This is a genomic window from Pedobacter sp. GW460-11-11-14-TSB4, from assembly GCF_059423705.1.
On sequence record NZ_JBWKYI010000070.1, the window covers coordinates 1 to 1,363 of the forward strand.

Annotated in this window: 1 protein-coding gene; it reads right to left on the bottom strand. The window is 44.8% G+C overall.

Annotated elements, in window-relative coordinates; all coding sequences use genetic code 11:
• The coding region (locus AC07YT_RS25055) for a hypothetical protein (RefSeq protein WP_494945585.1) at nt 1–1,363 on the bottom strand (1,363 nt) is incomplete at both ends.

Here is a 1,363-nt window from a genome sequence, read left to right on the forward strand (position 1 = left end):
GTAGCCGTTTTCGTCTGACCTGGGTTCAGTTTATCTTCGATCTGGTAAACCAAAGTATAAGTTCCTGCCGGCGTATTTGGTGCCACATTCACTTTTCCGGTTGCCACATCTAAAGTAACATTTGGATTCGTGGTCGAAACCTGGCTTAATTTCACCTCGTTTAAGGTAGCCGGGTTACCGTTGTAGGTATCGTTAAGCAATACATTTTCAACTGCAGTTCCGCCGGTGAAGCCGTTTGCATTTCCGCTATCGTTTGTGGCTGCCAATGCAGGTGCAGCAACCGTGATGGTTACTGTAGCCGTTTTCGTCTGACCTGGGTTCAGTTTATCTTCGATCTGGTAAACCAAAGTATAAGTTCCTGCCGGCGTATTTGGTGCAACATTCACTTGTCCGGTTGTCACATCTAAAGTAACATTCGGATTGGTGGTCGAAACCTGACTTAATTTCACTTCATTTAAGGTAGCCGGGTTACCGTTGTAGGTATCGTTAAGCAATACATTTTCAACTGCTGTCCCGCCAGTGAAGCCGTTTGCATTTCCGCTATCGTTTGTGGCAGCCAATGCAGGTGCAGCAACCGTGATGGTTACCGTAGCTGTTTTCGTCTTGCCTGGGTTCAGTTTATCTTCGATCTGGTAAACCAAAGTATAAGTTCCTGCCGGCGTGTTTGGTGCAACATTCACCTTTCCGGTTGTCACATCTAAAGTAACATTCGGATTCGTAGTCGAAACCTGACTTAGTTTCACTTCATTTAAGGTAGCCGGATTGCCGTTGTAGGTATCGTTAAGCAATACATTTTCAACTGCTGTTCCGCCGGTGAAGCCGTTTGCATTTCCGCTATCGTTTGTGGCAACCAATGCAGGTGCAGCAACCGTGATGGTTACTGTAGCTTGTTTAGTTTGATTTGCATCTAATTTATCTACGATTTCATAAACTAAGGTGTAAATACCTGCTGGTGTATTTGGTTTTACCTCTACCTGTCCGGTTAAAACATTAAGTGTTACGTTAGGATTTGTAGTCGAAATCTGCGATAAGTTTACATCATTTAAGGTTGGTGCGGTTGAAGTTCCATTATAACTATCATTAGAAAGGACATTATTTACAGCTACTCCCCCTACCAGACCGTTTGCACTTCCCGAATCATCCTTCGCCAATAAAGCACCTGAAGCCACGTTTACTTTTACCGTTGCGGTAGACGTTTTCGAAGCATCCAGTTTATCGGTGATCGTATAAGTTAAGGTATAAACGCCAGCCGGTGTGTTGGCTGACACACTTACCGCTCCAGTAGCCGGATCGAGTGTTACTTTACCGTTGCTATCATTCGTACCGTTGGTAATGGTGACGTCGTTTAAAGTCGGAGCGGTTG